At 58.6% G+C, this 16192-nt stretch carries 17 protein-coding genes; 10 read left to right on the forward strand and 7 right to left on the reverse strand.

The window, feature by feature from the left end; genetic code table 11:
* The first annotated feature begins 76 nt into the window (after positions 1-76).
* Positions 77-577, forward strand: coding sequence for a DUF456 domain-containing protein (locus CQ018_RS07145; RefSeq protein ID WP_105549276.1), 501 nt, complete (start codon positions 77-79; stop codon positions 575-577).
* Between the two features lie 232 nt (positions 578-809).
* Entirely contained in the window at positions 810-1193 is a 384-nt protein-coding gene (locus CQ018_RS07150; RefSeq protein WP_146111837.1) for a hypothetical protein, read from the forward strand.
* A 148-nt stretch (positions 1194-1341) separates the two neighbouring features.
* On the opposite strand, the gene CQ018_RS07155 is transcribed toward CQ018_RS07150, so the two are convergent.
* Both CQ018_RS07155 and CQ018_RS07160 read right to left on the reverse strand, forming a co-directional pair.
* Positions 1342-1581: a lipopolysaccharide assembly protein LapA domain-containing protein gene (locus CQ018_RS07155; protein ID WP_105549278.1), complete on the reverse strand. Its 240-nt coding sequence runs from the start codon at positions 1579-1581 to the stop codon at positions 1342-1344.
* A 211-nt stretch (positions 1582-1792) separates the two neighbouring features.
* The gene (locus CQ018_RS07160; protein WP_258142428.1) at positions 1793-2467 is read right to left on the reverse strand and encodes a TetR/AcrR family transcriptional regulator; all 675 of its coding nucleotides are present in this window, start codon (positions 2465-2467) and stop codon (positions 1793-1795) included.
* 110 nt (positions 2468-2577) lie between these two features.
* On the opposite strand from CQ018_RS07160, the gene CQ018_RS07165 reads away from it, so the two are divergent.
* The 8 genes from CQ018_RS07165 to CQ018_RS07200 all read left to right on the forward strand — a co-directional run bounded on the left by CQ018_RS07165 (position 2578) and on the right by CQ018_RS07200 (position 11455).
* Positions 2578-4002, forward strand: a complete 1425-nt coding sequence (locus CQ018_RS07165) for an NAD(P)/FAD-dependent oxidoreductase (RefSeq protein WP_105549279.1) — start codon at positions 2578-2580, stop codon at positions 4000-4002.
* A 4-nt stretch (positions 4003-4006) separates the two neighbouring features.
* Positions 4007-4891 (forward strand): universal stress protein, encoded by an 885-nt coding sequence (locus tag CQ018_RS07170; RefSeq protein ID WP_105549280.1) that lies wholly within the window; start codon positions 4007-4009, stop codon positions 4889-4891.
* 96 nt (positions 4892-4987) lie between these two features.
* Entirely contained in the window at positions 4988-6511 is a 1524-nt protein-coding gene (locus CQ018_RS07175) for an APC family permease (RefSeq protein ID WP_105549281.1), read from the forward strand.
* A 311-nt stretch (positions 6512-6822) separates the two neighbouring features.
* Entirely contained in the window at positions 6823-7347 is a 525-nt protein-coding gene (idi, locus tag CQ018_RS07180; RefSeq protein ID WP_105549282.1) for an isopentenyl-diphosphate Delta-isomerase, read from the forward strand.
* Between the two features lie 171 nt (positions 7348-7518).
* On the forward strand, positions 7519-8283 hold the full coding sequence (locus tag CQ018_RS07185) for an electron transfer flavoprotein subunit beta/FixA family protein (RefSeq protein WP_105549283.1): 765 nt from the start codon (positions 7519-7521) through the stop codon (positions 8281-8283).
* A 32-nt stretch (positions 8284-8315) separates the two neighbouring features.
* Positions 8316-9287 (forward strand): electron transfer flavoprotein subunit alpha/FixB family protein, encoded by a 972-nt coding sequence (locus tag CQ018_RS07190; protein WP_105549284.1) that lies wholly within the window; start codon positions 8316-8318, stop codon positions 9285-9287.
* Between the two features lie 39 nt (positions 9288-9326).
* Complete coding sequence (locus tag CQ018_RS07195) at positions 9327-10271, forward strand: cytochrome b/b6 domain-containing protein (protein WP_105549285.1); 945 nt, start codon at positions 9327-9329, stop codon at positions 10269-10271.
* A gap of 47 nt (positions 10272-10318) precedes the next feature.
* Entirely contained in the window at positions 10319-11455 is a 1137-nt protein-coding gene (locus CQ018_RS07200) for an acyl-CoA dehydrogenase family protein (protein ID WP_105549286.1), read from the forward strand.
* 193 nt (positions 11456-11648) lie between these two features.
* On the opposite strand, the gene CQ018_RS07205 is transcribed toward CQ018_RS07200, so the two are convergent.
* The 5 genes from CQ018_RS07205 to CQ018_RS07225 are packed head-to-tail and all read right to left on the reverse strand — an operon-like array spanning position 11649 to position 16090.
* A complete protein-coding gene (locus CQ018_RS07205; protein WP_258142430.1) occupies positions 11649-12062 on the reverse strand; it encodes a Rid family hydrolase in 414 nt (137 codons plus the stop codon).
* Between the two features lie 36 nt (positions 12063-12098).
* Entirely contained in the window at positions 12099-12863 is a 765-nt protein-coding gene (locus CQ018_RS07210) for an amino acid ABC transporter ATP-binding protein (protein WP_105549287.1), read from the reverse strand.
* Positions 12860-13786 carry an amino acid ABC transporter permease gene (locus tag CQ018_RS07215; RefSeq protein WP_105549288.1) on the reverse strand — a complete coding sequence of 309 codons (927 nt, stop codon included), beginning with the start codon at positions 13784-13786 and terminating at the stop codon, positions 12860-12862. The genes CQ018_RS07210 and CQ018_RS07215 overlap by 4 nt, the downstream gene beginning before the upstream one ends.
* 15 nt (positions 13787-13801) lie before the next feature.
* A complete protein-coding gene (locus CQ018_RS07220; RefSeq protein WP_219844008.1) occupies positions 13802-14737 on the reverse strand; it encodes an ABC transporter substrate-binding protein in 936 nt (311 codons plus the stop codon).
* A gap of 3 nt (positions 14738-14740) precedes the next feature.
* On the reverse strand, positions 14741-16090 hold the full coding sequence (locus CQ018_RS07225) for an alpha-hydroxy acid oxidase (RefSeq protein WP_181149773.1): 1350 nt from the start codon (positions 16088-16090) through the stop codon (positions 14741-14743).
* Between the last annotated feature and the right edge of the window lie 102 nt (positions 16091-16192).

Below are 16192 nucleotides of genomic sequence, written 5' to 3' on the forward strand. Positions count from 1 at the left end.
CAGAAATTGTGGCGGCCCAGCACGCACCACATCGAGCAAATGCATGGACAAGAGCGCAGGCTGTCAGAATAAATGCGTGGATACACAAATCATCACCACTATCGTGGCCGGATTATTGCTAGTAGTTGCTGTTTTGGTGACCGTCATCCCGGTGCTTCCCGGTAGCCTCCTAGCGGTTCTCACACTTCTAGGCTGGGCCTGGATCTTGGGTGGCCCCGTTGCTTGGTGGACAGCCGGCATCGGAATGGTCGTAGCGCTGATTGGGTGGAGCGCCTCGACGGTGCTCACCGGCCACAATTTGAAGAAACAAATGATTCCCCGCGGTTCGATCCTGTTGGCGGTGCTGCTGGCTATCGTCGGGATGTTCCTGATCCCGGTGCTTGGATTATTCGTGGGCTTTGCCGTGGGGTTACTACTGGGTGAATATTTGCGGCGCAAAAACTTTCCCGCGGCGCTTCAGGCTGCCGCATCGGCACTGAAGGCCATGGGGCTGGGCATGCTCGTCGAATTTGGATGCGCGGCGTTGGCCTCATCGGTTTGGATGATCGGTGTGCTCATTTACTTTGTTAACCGTTGAATTGGAGCCCGTTGAGCGGGCGGCTCCGTGATGCGGAGCTCATCTATGTGCCACCTTTGCGGCGCACGCCACAGAAATCTCGCGGCGCAGGCCACAACCTGCTGTGAGGTTGCCAACCCAAACCATGGTATTCACCTTGGTGCCCCATTTTGCCCCGTATTCTCAAGGGAGAAGCTAAAAATTGTAGACGACGGGTGAAGTCTCCCCGTCGCAAAGGAAAAGGGGATAGACGATGCGAGTAGCACTACGACCGATGCCACTAGGTGAAGACATCTTGCTGGCCCGTCACGGTGATCGCATTGTCGAAATGACCCAGGACCGTAAAAACCAGCTCACGATTGCTCGTCTGGTCGATGGCAGCATCGATTCGGCTTCAAACTATCTGGTGAACATCAAGGAGATGATGGCTTTGACCCCGGCCGAACGTATGAACAACCTTGCAGGCGATTACTCAGCGGATCGCTTGCAGATTAGCCGCCAGGACATTAAGTTCATGATGCGCATTTCGGCGCTTTGGACTGCTGCGAGCGCCGTGGTGATTGGCGGAATGACCTGGGCCATCTACACTTACGGGGATGCTGAGTCGTTGACCTTCATGATGAGCCAGGGGTTCTAAGCGATCCTCGTGCGCCCACGGGCAGCCCCAAGACAAAAACCAAATGCTTCAATCCCTGCGCAAAAACTGCCGCGGATTGAAGCATTTTGTGGTTAATCGGGAAGGGTGATGCTCTTGGGTAGCTGCCCTGGGGTAGCTGCGCGCTGGTTTAGCGTTTGCGGAAAGAGAATCGTCCGATGATCCAACCGATCAGCAACACCACACCCAGCGCTATCCACAGCGGTGCATTCATGTTTAAGAAGAGTAGCTCGATGCGAACTCGTTGTTGATTCTGCAAAATGAATACGAGCACAATGATCGCGCTAATGATCGCAATCCAGTTCTTCACCGTCATGTTCTTGACGAAGTTCACCGCAGGGTTCTGCTTGTTGTTAGGCGTTTGGGTCATGGGATAACTCTAAGCCGTCCGGTGGCCGGAGACCGGGTGGCAGCGCTTGGGCAGTGTGAGTGTGTCGAAAATTTCTTCGTCCTTGTCGCGCAGGGATTTAGCACTCCATCTAGCCGGTCAGATCCCGCATAATTCGGCCTGCTCAGATCACCATCCCGAATCCCTGAGATCCCTTGCGAATCACTTCCATCCATTTCGATGGTTTGGCGCGTCACTCCGGGAAGTCGGCGGCACCGGTGGCTAGCAGCCCGCTAATGATGGCGCGCAGTCCGGTGAGGAATGCCGCGTCGGCACTATTAAGCCCGGTGGCCCGCTGCGCAGCAAGCGCTCCCTCAAATTCCGGAAGTCGGCCCGCATATTGACCCGGATCAAAAATATCAAGCGGAGCCGTGGCATCAAGTGCGGAGCCAAAAATGAAGGATTCCAGGGCGACGATGGCCGGCACGGTGCTTTCGGCGGAGTACCCGGCCCGTGAAAACCCTGCGGCTACCGCCTCGTACATTTCTAGCGTGCGTGGCGAATCCGACACCGGAAGCACCGCGATCAGCGGGATGAGCGGCGCATGTTCGGCAAAAACGTCGCGATAGGTCCGTGCCCAGATAAAGAGTGCCTCGGTCAGGGGGAGCGTGGCAAAAACCGTGGAGTCGACCCCGTCCATCACAATTTCCTGAATCCACTGCATGAGTTCTTGTTTGGATTTCACGTGGTTGTATAACGCCGAAGGGGATACCCCCAGCGATTTTGCCAACGCCGACATGGTAAACGAGGAATACCCGCGCTCGGCGAGCAGGGTCAGTGCGGCCCTGGCAATGAGTTCTCTATCAAGCACCATCCCGCGCGGACGCCCGGCTCTCCGCCGGGTTGGTGCTGCTACTTCTTCACTCACGGTGCGCTTCCTCACATGATCGACTTCACATCTTTACACTTCTGCAATACCATTGAACCAGTCAAGTAAATGAACGTCGTTCATTTAGCGCAACGAAAGAAGTGAAAATCATGACCACCCTGGATCGCGACGTAGTCATCATTGGTGCGGGTCCCTCCGGCCTGACCGCGGCATACGAACTTCGCAAGGCCGGCAAAACCGTAGCCGTACTCGAGGCACGTGACCGCGTCGGCGGCCGCACCTGGAGCCAGGACATGGACGGTGCCACCATTGAAATCGGCGGCCAGTGGATTTCCCCGGACCAAATGGGCCTCTACTCGCTGATCGAAGAACTGGGCATCGAAACCTTCGAGCGCTACAAGGCAGGCAAATCCGTCTACATTGCCGAAGGTGGCACCCGCACCGAGTACGACGGCGAAGACTTCCCGGTTGGTGAATCCACCGTTGCAGAGATGAATAAGCTCATCGCCGAGATGGACCGCCTCACCGCGCAGGTCAACCCTGACGCACCGTGGGAGCACCCGCAGGCCGCCGAACTGGACATGATCTCCTTCCACCACTGGCTGCGCACCATCTCCAACGACGAGGTCGCGTGCAACAACGTTGGCCTATTCATCGCCGGCGGCATGCTTACCAAGCCTGCCCACACCTTCTCCGCGTTGCAGGCACTGCTGATGTCCTCCTCGGCCGGTTCCTTCTCCAACCTTGTCGACGAAGACTTCATTCTTGACCGCCGTATGGTCGGCACCATGCAGGGCGTCTCCATCGCCGTTGCCGAACGCCTAGGCGATGACGTGTACCTGAACAACCCGGTGCTCAAGCTTGACTGGTCCGATGAGGGAGTCACCGCCTACGGCGCGGACGTCACCGTCAACGCCAAGAAGGTCATCATCGCGGTTCCACCGAACCTGTACTCGCGCATCTCCTACAACCCGCCGCTGCCGCGCCGCCAGCACGTGACCCACCAGCATCAGTCAATGGGCCTAGTCATCAAGGTTCACGCCGTCTACTCCACCCCGTTTTGGCGCGAAGACGGACTTTCGGCAACCTGCTTTGGCCCCAACCAGCTGGTCCAGGAAATCTACGACAACACCTACCACGGCGAAACCACCGGCACCCTGGTCGGCTTCATCTCCGACCTGCAGGCAGATGCCATGTTTGAGCTCTCCGAAGAGGAGCGCAACCAGGCAATCATCAAGGGCCTTGCCGAGTACCTGGGCGAGAAGGCACTGACCCCGGAGGTCTTCTACCTCTCGGACTTCGGCTCCGAGGAATGGACCCGCGGCGCCTACGCCACCAGCTACGATCTGGGCGGCCTGTTCCGCTTCGGCCCGGACCAGAACAAGAACGTCGGACCGATCTACTTCTCCTCCTCGGATCTTGCCGGCGAAGGCTACCAGCACGTAGATGGCGCGGTACGCATGGGACGTCGCACCGCCGCTCGCATCGTCGCCGCCGTCGATGGCACAGACTACGACCTGAACTACGATGGCGTGGCCTCCAAGTTCGGTTCCCTGCAGGCACAGAATAGCTAACCTCATGCGCTATCTCGTTGGCTATACGGCCGATGCCCGAGGGGCCGAAGCCATTGCCCTGGCTTCGGCCCTCGGGGGTGCCAAAGCGCACCTTGACATTGCCATCGTGTTGCCCGAAGACACCCCGTTCTCGGCCGTCTACCCGGGTAGCGATCACGGCTACTCCTCGATCATTGCCAACAAGGTCGATGAGTGGGCCAAGAAGGCGCTTGCCCTGGTGCCAGAAGGCGTCAGCGCACGGGTTATTGCCCGAGCGGTGCCCTCCCCGGCGCAGGGATTGATCACCGTGGCCAAGGAAACCGGTGCCCAGGTCATCGTGTTGGGCGGCCGCAAACGCCACATGGCTGGGATCTTTGCCCCCGGCTCGGTGGCCAGCGCGCTATTGCATTCTTCACCGCTCCCGGTGGCGCTTGGCACTCCCGGCTCGGTAGCGGCCCTGGAAAAGTGTGGCGGCAAGATTTCCAGGGTGACGGCATTCGTTGGTACCGGTGCGGGACTCAAGAGCGTCGTTGAGGCAGCCGCAGCCTCGGCCCTCACCCAAGGATTGCCGCTGCGTGTGGTTTCCTTGGTGTCTCAGACACACGGTGCCGAAGATCCAAAGGCGTTAGAAAGCTGGATTGATTTCTCTCGCACCCGGGTCAGTCAGGCCGTGGCCGAGCTGGAAATTGATGCCGAGGTACTGATTGCCTCGGGCTCCAACATTGATGATGCAATTGCGGAATTGAGTTGGAAGGACGGAGAAGTTGCCGTCGTCGGTTCGAGCCGCCTCGCGCGCAAGAAACGACTCTTCATGGGCTCCACAGCCCAGCGAATGCTGCGGACCCTACCGGTGCCCCTGATTGTGGTTCCCCGCAATTACAAGCACTATTCGGTAGCTTCGCAGCACTAATCACCAGCTGATACCGCACCGTTGGGCCCGTTGACAGGGATCTTCCCCCCTAAGCGGGCCCACGTGTGCGGTATTCCGGATGAAAGACTAAAACTCATGAGTCGTGAAACACCGACCCGCACTTCCCCGGCGCAGACCGATAGCGGTCTTGGCGAAAAGGGACTGAGCAAGGGCACCGTTGGTGTCTTGGGTGCCGTGGTCATCGGCGTCTCCTGTATTGCCCCGGCTTACACGCTCACCGCGGCCCTGGGCCCCACGGTTGCCGAAGTTGGCACCCAACTTCCAGCCATTTTCATTGTCGGCTTCCTGCCGATGCTGCTGGTTGCCCTGGGCTACCGCGAGCTGAACAATGCCATGCCGGATTCCGGAACCTCGTTCACCTGGGCCACGCGTGCCTTTGGCCCGTGGATCGGCTGGATGGGCGGGTGGGGGCTGATCGCCGCCACCATCATCGTGCTCTCCAACCTGGCGGCGGTGGCGGTCGACTTCTTCTTCCTGCTCATCGCCCAGCTCACCGGCAACGCCGAAATTGCCGCGTTGACCAAAAACCTCTGGATCAACATCCCCGTCACGTTGATCTTTATTGCCGCGGCCTGCTGGATCTCCTACCGCGGCATGCAAACCACCAAGGCCTTCCAATACGGACTTGTCGCCTTCCAGCTCATCGTGCTTGCCTGGTTCGCGATTGCCGCCTTCAGCCACGTGAACAACGGCACCGCCTTTGATCCCACCCCGATCAAACTCGACTGGTTCAACCCGATGGCGGTGGAGTCCTTCTCCGCCTTCGCCGCGGGCGTCTCGCTATCGATCTTCATCTTCTGGGGCTGGGACGTCACCTTGACCATGAACGAGGAAACCAAGAACCCGGCCACCGTCCCCGGACGCGCCGCAACCTTGACGATCCTGTTGATCATGGCCATCTACATGTTCATTTCGCTGGCCGTGATCTCCTACGCAGGCGTGGGAAACACGGGTCTTGGCGCCGGAAACCCGGATAACCAGGAATCGATCTTTGCCGTATTGGCCGGACCGATCATGGGCCAATTCGCCATCCTGATGTCCCTGGCCATCCTCTCCTCCTCGGCAGCGTCCTTGCAGTCGACGATGGTATCCCCGGCTCGTACCATCTTGGCCATGGGCTACTACAAGGCGCTGCCGGATCGCTTCGGCAAGATCTCCCCACGCTTCATGTCTCCCTCGGTGGCTACCATTACCGCCGGTGCCGCGGCCGCGGCCTTCTATGTCATTACCCGGTTGCTGAGCGAAAGCGCGCTCTGGGACACCATTGCCGCGCTGGGCCTGATGATCTGCTTCTACTACGGAGTCACCGCGCTTGGCTGCGTCTGGTACTTCCGCCGGGAGGCCTTTGATTCGGTACGTGGCTTCCTGCTCAAATTCTTAGCTCCCTTGGTCGGCGGGGTGATTCTGCTGGTGATGTTTATGAGCACCGCGCGGGATTCGATGAGTCCCGATTACGGCTCTGGATCCAACATTGCGGGCCTGGGCATGGTGTTTGTGCTGGGTATGGGCGTGTTGTTGATGGGTGTTGGCGTCATGATCTACATGCGCCTACGCAGCCCCGGCTTCTTCAAGGGTGAAACGCTCAAACGCATGAAGTAGCCGTCTAGCTTCATCTCCCTCACAAGGTTCCAGTTCTTTTTGGAATCCATTCAGGTTTGCTGCCCCGCAATCAACTTTGACGCCTCTTCGTTGATTGCGGGGCAGTGTCTTTTCCACAGTGTCTTTTCGGTGAGCCCTTTTCTCCCCAGCCATTGCTCCGACTACTGCATCAGACCTAGCACCGCAGGACGATCAGGGGCGATAAATGGCCGCAATGACCGTTGCATGGGATGATCGAAGGGTGAGCACACGCGAAAATACCTTCCGCTATTCTGGTGCTTAGATCCCATAAACATCGATGAAAGAGTGTCATGAGCGAGGAATTGGTGGTTCTGTTAGACGATGCGGGAACCCGCATTGGAACCGCGGCCAAGGCAAGCATCCATACCGAGGCGACCCCACTACATTTGGCATTCTCTTGCTACCTGTTCAATGATGCTGGTCAGCTGTTGATGACCCGTCGCGCGCTGTCCAAGAAGACCTGGCCGGGGGTTTGGACCAATTCGTTCTGCGGCCACCCGGGGGAGGAAGAATCCTTCGAAGATGCAATGATTCGTCGTGCCGAGCAAGAACTGGGCACCACTATCATTTCTATACAGCCGCTGCTGCCGAACTTCCGGTACCGTGCGGTTGATGCCTCGGGCATCGTTGAAAATGAAATCTGCCCGGTCTTCACCGCGCGGATCACCGGGGATTTGGCCCCGCATGCCGACGAAGTAGCCGAATACGCCTGGGTGGATCCGGCGGCGCTGCGTTCCTCCGCGCTGGGAACCCCCTTTGCCTTCTCCCCGTGGCTGCTTGAGCAGATTGCCCAGGGCTCGCTCGATACGCACTAATTTTTACACCTTTCAAAGACCCTCAGATACGCCTTCGACGTCAAGGTGGCATTTGGGGGGTCTTTTGCATCTAATCCGAACACAGAAAATACTAGGAAGACCTAGTATATTTTGTTTCTTCCCAGTAGTCTCGCAAGTAAGCTGCCGAGCCAAAAATGAGGGAGAACGTGGATGAAAATCGTGGTGCTAGTCAAGCAGGTTCCGGACACCGGTGAGGAACGAATTCTCGATGCATCAACCGGTCTCGTTGATCGCGATGCCAACGATCCGGTCATTGACGAAATTTCCGAACGTGCCCTCGAAGCCGCCCTGAGCGTGAAAGACCGGGACAAGTCCACCGAAGTTGTGGTGCTGTCGATGGGTCCATCGGATGCCTCCAAGGCCATCCGCAAGGCACTGTCAATGGGCGCGGATTCGGGCATTCACATCCTTGACGATGGTCTGCTGGGTGCCGACGCAACACTTACCGCACAAGTTTTGGCGGCGGCCCTACGCAACGCCGATGCGGACCTGGTGATCACCGGCAATGAATCAACCGATGGCCGCGGGGGAGTGGTCCCGGCCATGATCGCCGAACACCTAAACCTCCCGCTGATGGGATCGTTGACCACCGTGAATATCGGCTCGGCCAGCATTAGTGGGCAACGGCGCAATGATGAGGGAACCCAAGATGTTAGTGCCGATCTCCCGGCAATCATCAGCGTGACCGAGGGCTTCGCCGAGGCGCGCTTCCCTAATTTCAAGGGCATTATGGGCGCCAAACGCAAACCAGTTTCCACGCTCGCCGCCGCGGAACTAGGTGTCAATATCGCCGCGCGTACCAAAATTAGCAGCGTAGAAACTCGTGCCCCACGCAGCGCCGGAAGCACAATTATCGACGAAGGCCAGGCCGCAGCACAGCTCGTGGACTTCCTCACCACTAATCGGCTGATCTAGCCCCCCTAAGTCATCGTAAGGAGCACCGGAACATGCCAAACATCGTTGTATTCATTGAACTAACCCACACCACGCAGATCCCCGCCACGGCCCCGGGTCTGCTGGCCTTGGCCGCACGCTTGGGCACACCTATCGCGGTCAGTGTCAGCCAATCACCACTAAATGATGAGCACATTGCGGCATTAGGTGCCCAAGGTGCCGCGCATATTTACGCAACGCACAGCGCGCAGGCATACTCCACGCTCAACTCCTACACGGTTGATGCGCTGGAGCAGGCGATCAGTGCCCATCAACCGGCGGCGGTACTCATTCCGGCCTCCGTCGATGGCCGAGAAATTGCCGGTAGGCTCGCCGTACGCACCGGGGGCGGGGTGCTTGCCGATGTCATCGACGCACACGCTCATGACGGTGCGATTACCGCCATTCACTCGGTCTTTGGTGGTCATTACACCGTGGCAGCATCAGTGCCCGAAGCTCTTCCGATCCTCACGCTGCGAGCCGGTGCCATCGATGAAATAGCCCCGGCACACAATCCCACGGTTGAGCACCTCGAGCTAGGGGCACATACCGCTGGCCGCACCGCTCACATCGATGCGCAGTCCGATGCCCCATACAACACGAACCGACCAGAACTTCGTGGTGCGGCAACCGTGGTCTCCGGTGGTCGCGGACTGGGCTCGGCACAAAACTTTGTCCTCGTGGAGCAGCTTGCCGATGCCTTGGGTGGCGCGGTGGGTGCCTCACGTGCCGCCGTCGATGCCGGCTACATCGATCACACGGCCCAGGTTGGCCAGACCGGTGTCAGTGTTTCCCCGCAGCTGTATGTTGCCTTGGGAATCTCCGGAGCTATCCAGCACCGTGCCGGTATGCAGACGGCCAAGACCATCATCGCGATCAATAAAGATGAGGATGCACCCATTTTCGAGATCGCGGATCTGGGCATCGTGGGCGATGTTTTCAGTGTGGTTCCTCAGGTCATTGAGCTGCTCAAGGCTCGCGCCTAAAAACACCGGACACCGGACATCAGGGGAGGCCAAGAAAAAATGACACAATCCTCGGCACAGAAAAAACGCGGCACGGGCGAACCAACTAGCCGCCTGGCACGTACCGGATGGATCTGCGGCGCCGCCATCGTGCTGCTGGCCATCGTGGTGCTCGTAGCACGATGGTTGGTGAGCCTCGAGGGCGTGGCGAGCTGGATGACTCAGTACCCGGGAGAATCGGAACTACCGGTTAACACTCCCGTGGGGTTCCCGGCCTGGCTGGGCTGGCAACACTATCTCAACCTGTTTTTCCTAGTCTTGATTGTGCGTTCGGGCTGGCGAGTACGCACCGTGCAACGACCACCGGCTCACTGGACGCGCAATAATACCGGCCTGATTCGCACCAAGGACAAGCCATTCAAGATCAGCCTAGATTTGTGGTTTCACCTCAGTCTCGATGTGCTGTGGGTGCTCAACGGAATCATCTTCATGGTGTTGCTCTTTTCCACCGGCCAATACAAACGCATCGTGCCCACCAGCTGGGATGTGTTCCCGAATGCTGCCTCCGCGGCCCTGCAATATTTGAGCCTGAATTGGCCCACCGAGCAGGGCTGGGTGAACTACAACGCGCTGCAATTATTGGCCTATTTCAGCATCGTCTTTATTGCAGCACCCATCGCCATTATCACCGGTCTACGCATGTCGGCGGCCTGGCCCAAAAATGCGGCAACGCTGAATAAGGTTTATCCCATCGAGCTGGCCCGACTCCTGCATTTCCCCACCATGATCTTCTTCGTTGCCTTTACCGTAGTGCACGTGGCACTGGTGTTTGCCACCGGATTCCTGAACAACCTCAACCACATGTATGCGTCAAATGATTCGGCGGGGTGGGGAGGGTTCGTTATCTTCGCAATCTCCATCGTGGTGATCGTCGGATTCTGGTTCCTGGCCCAGCCCATCTTCCTGCGTCCGGTAGCAGCACTGAGCGGAAAGGTCAGCAAATAACCGCTCACCCACGCCACAAACCACTAGCCACAGCCCAAGGAGCGAAAATGTTTGAGCTAACCGAAGAACATCAGGCAATTGTCGCGATGGTTGCCGAATTCGCGGCAGAAAATATCGCCCCGCACGCGGTCCAGTGGGACCAAGAGCATCATTTCCCGGTTGACGTGCTGGCCCAGGCCGGTGAGCTGGGCATGGGCGGAATTTATGTGCGCGAGGATTTTGGTGGATCGGGTATGACCCGGCTGGATGCGGCACTGATCTTTGAGGAGCTGGCCAAGGCGGATCCCACCATTTCCGCGTATATCTCTATCCACAATATGGTCGCCTGGATGGTTGATCGTTTTGGTAACGATGCCCAGCGTGCTGCTTGGCTGCCACAACTATGCACCATGGAAACTCTGGCCAGCTATTGTTTAACCGAACCCGGTGTGGGCTCGGATGCCGCGGCACTTTCCACTCGGGCCGTGCGCGACGGGGATGAGTACGTGCTCAACGGGACCAAACAGTTTATCTCCGGTGCCGGAGCCTCCGGGCTCTATGTGGTCATGGCTCGCACCGCGGATACCGGAAGTGCCGGGATTAGCGCATTTTTGGTGCCCGATGGAACTCCCGGGCTCTCCTTTGGTGCGCTGGAGAAAAAGATGGGTTGGAATGCCCAGCCCACGCGGCAGGTGGTCTTCGAGGATCTACGTATCCCGGCTTCCAACTTGCTCGGGGAGGAAGGTGCCGGGTTTAGCATTGCCATGAAAGGGCTCAACGGAGGACGAGTGAATATTGGTGCTTGTTCACTTGGCGGCGGGCAGGCGGCGCTTGATAAGTCGATTAGCTATCTGAAGGAACGTTCGGCCTTTGGCGCACCGCTGATTGGCCAGCAGGCATTGCTCTTCCAGATCGCGGAGATGCAGGCGGAGCTGGAGAGCGCTCGGACCATGGTGTGGCGGGCTGCCGATGCATTGGAAAGCGGCAGCAAGGATAAGGTGCGGCTGTGCGCTATGGCCAAGCTGGTGGCAACCGATGCCGGATTCAGTGCCGCGAACACCGCGTTGCAGCTGCACGGTGGCTATGGCTATTTGGCCGAGTACGGGATTGAAAAGATCGTGCGGGACTTGCGGGTTCATCAGATTTTGGAGGGCAGCAACGAGATCATGAAGCTGATCATTGGGCGCATTGCCATCGATTCCTAAGCTACGTTTCCACGGTGTTGGAAGGCAACCTTGGAAAAGTTTGCTGGAAAGCCACACTTGAAAATAGGTTCTAGTCAGTAAAGCGCCAAAGGAAAAAGTCAGGGCCATGAACCGTAGAAACGGTGCATGGCCCTGACTATTTCACCGAGCCTTGAATCGGCAATGGCACTCGAGATGAGCTTGGAATCGATGCTCAGCCTTGTGCCGATTCCGGAAGTACCGCAACCACATCGATTTCTACAAGGAAATCTCCGAGGAACGAACCTACCGTGGTGCGCGCCGGGAATGGGGCGAGAATGAATTGTTCGTAGATGGCGTTGAATCCGGCGGCGTCACGGCCAGGATGATGCAGATGTACCGTTGCCTTGACTACGTGAGAGAAATCCAGTCCGCGAGCAGCCAACACGGCCGCCAGGTTCTGCATGGTGCGGGTGGTTTGTTCCTGAATGGAGATGCCAACCAGTTCATCGGTGAGAGGGTCATGCGGAGTTTGCCCGGCGGTAAAGAGGAAACCGTTGGCAACGATGCCCTGCGAGTAGGCCCACGACGGTGGTGGGGCATCGGTGGTGGAAACTTCGTGCCGAAGCACGTTGGGGGTCTGTGACATTGAAAGATTTCCTAGCGTGGTGAAAGTGGTGGGGGCTTAGAGCACCTTGGAGAGGAATGCCTTGGTGCGTTCGTGCTGCGGGTTATCAAGCACATCGGCCGGGTGCCCGGACTCAACCACCACACCGCCGTCCATGAAGACCACGTGGTCGGCGACCTGGCGAGCGAAGCCCAGCTCGTGGGTCACCACCACCATGGTCATGCCCTCTTCGGCCAGATCCTTCATGACATCCAGGACCTCGCCGACCAGCTCCGGGTCAAGAGCGGACGTGGGCTCATCAAAAAGCATCAGCTGTGGCTTCATGGCCAGCGCCCGGGCGATGGCCACACGCTGCTGCTGACCACCTGAGAGTTCCTGCGGGTAGGAACGGCCGCGATCACCCAAGCCCACACGGTCAAGCAGTACCTGTGCCTCGGCGGTGATGTCCTTGCGCTTGCGTCCTTGCACCTGAATGGGTGCTTCAATAATATTTTCCATGATGGTCAAGTGTGGGAACAGGTTGAAGCGCTGGAACACCATGCCCGAGGCGCGCCGTGAGGCGGCGGTGGCCTTGTCCTTCATCTCGTGCAGCTTGCCATTGCGTTCCTCGTAACCCACCAGGGAACCATCGACGTAGAGTCGACCGGCATTGATCTTTTCCAGATGGTTGATGCAGCGCAGGAAAGTGGTCTTGCCGGAGCCAGAGGGACCAATCAAAACGGTGACCGATCCGCGCTGAACCTCTAGGCTGATGCCCTTGAGGATTTCAAGGTTGCCGTAGCTTTTACGTACAGCCTGTGCTTCGACCATGACGTTGCTCATGATGCATTCCTGTCTTTGCGTGAACGCTTGCGCTTGATGACCGAGTCAAAGCCGCGTCCGTAGTGACGTTCGAGTTTTTCTTGGAAGAAGCTCAGGATGGTGGTCATGAGCAGGTACCAGATGCTGGCGACGATCAGTAGCGGGATGGTCTGGTAGTTCTCCGAATAGATGATCTGCGCGGAGTACAGCAGATCGGAGATCGCCAGCACGGAGACCAGAGAGGTTCCCTTGAGCATGGATATCACTTGGTTGCCGGTGGGCGGCAGGACCACGCGCATGGCCTGGGGCAGGATGATCCGGCGCATCAGCTTGGGCCCGCTCATGCCCAGTGCTTTGGAAGCGTCGTACTGGCCGCGGTCAACAGAACCGATGCCGCCACGGATGATTTCTGCCATGTAGGCCGCCTCATTCAGGGAAAGTCCCAGCAGTGCGGCACCCAGTGGGGTGATCAGCACGTTGGCCGAGCCAATCACCAGCGATGGACCGCCGAAGGGCAAACCCAGCGCGATGACCGGGTAGAGTGCGGCAATGTTGTACCAGAAGATCAGCTGTACCAGCAGTGGGGTGCCGCGGAAGAACCAGATGTAGGCGCGGGCAATATTGCGCAGGATTGGGTTTTCGCTCAGCCGCATGATGGCAAGCATCGCGCCCATGACGATGCCAACGGTCATCGAGACCACCGTCAGCACCAGGGTGAGCAACGCGCCGGAGAGAATGCGTGGGGCGAAGAGGTAATCAACGACGACGTCCCAGTGGTAGCGCTCGTTCATGGCGACGTCGATGGCGGCAAGGATTGCCATGATGACCAGGACCGCTGAGATGACATTGCGGACCGGGTGGCGTAGCGGTACTACGGGTGCTGATTCTTGCGCGGCCGGCGCATGGTGCGCCGGGGCCGAGGCTGAAGTATTTTGCGTTTGCATGATTTTCACATTCACTTACTGTGCGAGGTTTACTGCTGCGTCGGTGATGGCACTGGATTCCATGCCGTACTTGGCAAGGACCTGCTTGTAGGCATCGGAGGTGATGATGTCTGCCAGGGCCTCGGCGACCGGATCTTTGAGGCCCGAGCCGATCGGCACACCCGCGGCAACCGAGGTGAAATCGTATTCGGAGGCGATCTCCAAGGTCGGGTTCTGCGTGATGGCGAAGCTGAGGATCGGGGAGTCGGCAAGCACCGCATCCATCCGGCCGCTCGTCAGCGCCGAGATGGCCTGGCGAGTGTCCTGATACTGGCTTGATTCGATCTCTGGCTTACCTGCGCCGACGCATTCGGCGTTGTAGTCCGGAACGTTGACGGTCAGCTGGTAGGAGCCGGTGAGCAGACCAACCTTCTTGCCGCACAAATCCTGGTACTTGGTGATGTTCCCGGGGTTGCCCTGAGCAACGGCAATCGAGGTACCCATCGCCATGTAGTCAACGAAGTCCAGCACCTTCATGCGTTCGGTGGTGGGAGTCATTGAAGAAACTGTCATGTCATAGCGGCCCGCGGCCATGCCGGGGATGATCGAATCGAAGTTTGCCACCTGAATCTCAACCTTCAAGCCCAAGGATTCACCGATCAGCCGGGCGATATCCGGATTAATGCCGGTCATGTCTTGGGTACCGGAAATGTAGAACTGGGTTGGCTGTTCGTTGGTGGGGATGCCCACGCGTAGGGTCTTAGCATTCTTCACCGATTCGGGAAGCTTGGCTATTGCCGCTTCATTTTGTGCGATCTGAGGAACGGAGGTGCCGTCTGCGGCGCCGCTACTGGGGGTGCTCTCCGCGGCCCCGCCGCAAGAGGTCAGTACCAGCATGGTGGCTGCTGCCAGCGCACTGAGGGCGACGAAGCGGTTGCGCCGTGAACTAAGAGACGGTGTCGGGAGTTTCATGGGTTACAAGCTCGATTCTGCATAGCTGGTGCGTGTTGGCGCCGACGTCTTTGCCGATGCGGTGGGGGTTGCCGAAGCTATGGGTGGGCTCGGCACAATTGCTTGGACCCTCAATGCCGGGGAAGTTTCGGAGCGGTGACGCAAGAGTTCGCGCCCATTGGTGCGCAGTTCTTCGATGCTTCTGACCCCGAGCATCATCATGGCGCGGGTCATTTCGTCGCGGAACAGCTCAATGACGTGGGAAACGCCAACCTGCCCGGCAGCGGCCAGTCCATAGAGGTAGGGGCGGCCAATGGAGCAGGCGGTGGCACCCAGCGCGATGGCCTTGATCATGTCCGAGCCGCGGCGAATGCCACCATCGACGATGATCTCGATACGCCCATCGACCGCCGCGGCAATGTCTTCGAGCACATCCAGCGGGGAAGTCATGAAATCAAGTTGGCGTCCACCATGGTTGGAAACCTGGATTGCATCAAAACCATACTCGGCGGCCAACGCGGCATCGGCCGGGTTGACCACGCCCTTGAGAATAATCGGACCATCGAAGCGCTTGCGGATTTCGCGTAGGTCATCCCAGTCGGTGGGCTCATACGCGCCGGCCAGCAGGGTGCGCCACATATCCGGGCTGGAGGCCAGCGGGCCGGTGGGTTCTTCGGCGTCGAGGTTGGGGAAGGCGATGGCATCGTTGGCGATGAAACCCAGTGCCCAGCGCGGGTGTAGCGCACCCTCCACGACTGTCTTGGGCTTGATGGTTGGCGGGGCGGTGAATCCGTTGCGGTAATCGCGTTCGCGGTGGCCGATGGAACGGCAGTCAACGTTGACGATCAGTGCCTCATAGCCGGCGCGGGTAACACGGTCCAGCACGCCCTGCAGCTCGACCTTATCCGCGATGGGTTCCAGGTTGAACCAGCGGCGAAGGTTGGGGGCGGCGGCGGAAACGGCTTCCATGGTGGTGGTGCTCAGGTGGGCCAGCCCGTAGGGGATGCCCTGGGCCAGTGCCGCCTGGGCTACCGCTGTTTCACCGGCCGGGTTGAACAGGCGGGTGCCGCCGGTGGGGGAGAGGTAGAACGGCAGGGATGAGGGTCCGCCAAGGATCGTGGTGCTCAGATCCAGATTGTCTACCGAGCCCCAGGCTGGCATGAATGACCAGTCATCGAAGGATGAGCGGTTGCGGCGCATCGAGAATTCGTCTTCTCCGCCGCCTTCGATGTAATCGAAGATGGACTTGGGAAGGCGCTTGGCAGCCAGCTTGCGCACGTCTTGAACGCTATGGGCGTTGCGCTGTAGCCGTTCGGCGGTGCTGCGGGCCGGTCCCTGGATGGAGGCCATGGCCAAGATGTCTTTGATTCGCATTGCTATTCCTCAAGTTCTACTGTGGAGCTGTCATCCACCTACTTCATCAATAGTGATGCAAATCTCCTCATATGTTCATGTGAGAACCTCCATAAGATAATC

Source organism: Arthrobacter sp. MYb227 (assembly GCF_002975435.1).
GTDB lineage: Bacteria > Actinomycetota > Actinomycetes > Actinomycetales > Micrococcaceae > Paeniglutamicibacter.

What these genes read in the sequence shown, in the direction of transcription:
- CQ018_RS07150 (WP_146111837.1), top strand. Translation starts at nt 810, where the DNA reads ATGCGAGTAGCACTACGACCGATGCCACTAGGTGAAGACATCTTGCTG.
- CQ018_RS07155 (WP_105549278.1), bottom strand. Translation starts at nt 1,581, where the DNA reads ATGACCCAAACGCCTAACAACAAGCAGAACCCTGCGGTGAACTTCGTC.
- CQ018_RS07165 (WP_105549279.1), top strand. Translation starts at nt 2,578, where the DNA reads ATGACCACCCTGGATCGCGACGTAGTCATCATTGGTGCGGGTCCCTCC.
- CQ018_RS07170 (WP_105549280.1), top strand. Translation starts at nt 4,007, where the DNA reads ATGCGCTATCTCGTTGGCTATACGGCCGATGCCCGAGGGGCCGAAGCC.
- CQ018_RS07175 (WP_105549281.1), top strand. Translation starts at nt 4,988, where the DNA reads ATGAGTCGTGAAACACCGACCCGCACTTCCCCGGCGCAGACCGATAGC.
- idi (WP_105549282.1), top strand. Translation starts at nt 6,823, where the DNA reads ATGAGCGAGGAATTGGTGGTTCTGTTAGACGATGCGGGAACCCGCATT.
- CQ018_RS07185 (WP_105549283.1), top strand. Translation starts at nt 7,519, where the DNA reads ATGAAAATCGTGGTGCTAGTCAAGCAGGTTCCGGACACCGGTGAGGAA.
- CQ018_RS07190 (WP_105549284.1), top strand. Translation starts at nt 8,316, where the DNA reads ATGCCAAACATCGTTGTATTCATTGAACTAACCCACACCACGCAGATC.
- CQ018_RS07195 (WP_105549285.1), top strand. Translation starts at nt 9,327, where the DNA reads ATGACACAATCCTCGGCACAGAAAAAACGCGGCACGGGCGAACCAACT.
- CQ018_RS07200 (WP_105549286.1), top strand. Translation starts at nt 10,319, where the DNA reads ATGTTTGAGCTAACCGAAGAACATCAGGCAATTGTCGCGATGGTTGCC.
- CQ018_RS07205 (WP_258142430.1), bottom strand. Translation starts at nt 12,062, where the DNA reads ATGTCACAGACCCCCAACGTGCTTCGGCACGAAGTTTCCACCACCGAT.
- CQ018_RS07210 (WP_105549287.1), bottom strand. Translation starts at nt 12,863, where the DNA reads ATGAGCAACGTCATGGTCGAAGCACAGGCTGTACGTAAAAGCTACGGC.
- CQ018_RS07215 (WP_105549288.1), bottom strand. Translation starts at nt 13,786, where the DNA reads ATGCAAACGCAAAATACTTCAGCCTCGGCCCCGGCGCACCATGCGCCG.
- CQ018_RS07220 (WP_219844008.1), bottom strand. Translation starts at nt 14,737, where the DNA reads ATGAAACTCCCGACACCGTCTCTTAGTTCACGGCGCAACCGCTTCGTC.
- CQ018_RS07225 (WP_181149773.1), bottom strand. Translation starts at nt 16,090, where the DNA reads ATGCGAATCAAAGACATCTTGGCCATGGCCTCCATCCAGGGACCGGCC.